This window comes from Pontibacter rugosus, from assembly GCF_042678745.1.
Taxonomy (GTDB): Bacteria; Bacteroidota; Bacteroidia; order Cytophagales; family Hymenobacteraceae; genus Pontibacter; species Pontibacter rugosus.
The window spans coordinates 1-521 of the sequence record NZ_JBHTLD010000570.1 but is presented as its reverse complement, the minus strand read 5'-3'; the positions used below and the strand labels follow the sequence as shown (position 1 = coordinate 521).

Annotated in this window: 1 protein-coding gene; it reads right to left on the bottom strand. The window is 58.5% G+C overall.

Features of this window, described 5'->3' with window-relative positions; genetic code table 11:
* A partial coding sequence (locus tag ACFQ2O_RS22515) for a glycosyltransferase family 117 protein (protein ID WP_377533297.1) occupies nt 1–521 on the bottom strand: 521 nt, incomplete at both ends.

Genomic DNA, 521 nt, shown 5'->3' with positions numbered 1-521 from the left:
GAACAATCAGGTAGCTCGAATAGCCAATCAGGATGAACATGAAGCTCAGCATCACCGTGTTCAGCAGCCGGCTGCGCCGCTGAAACGACTGCCGGAATCCGAACCAGATAAGGCCGACAAAAATCAGCAGGAAGATGATGATGCCCCAGTTGAAGGGCAGGCCTACGGTATTCACGAAGAACACCTCGAAGGCGCCCGCCAGCGTGGGCAGGCCCGGAATGATGCCGGCCAGAATCAGGCCCACAATTACGCTGCTGATGGCCAGCGTAGCCACTCCGCCCCACAGGGTGGGGTTCTGGGTGCGGCGGTAGTAGTAAATGAAGCCCAGGGCCGGAATAGCCAGCAGGTTGAGCAGGTGAACTCCAATGCTCAGGCCGATAACGTAGGCAATGAGCACCAGCCAACGGTCCGAATCGGACTCGTCGGCGCGGTTTTCCCACTTCAGCATCAGCCACACTACGGCGGCGGTGCAGAGCGACGACATGGCATATACCTCGGCTTCCTCGGCATTGAACCAGAAC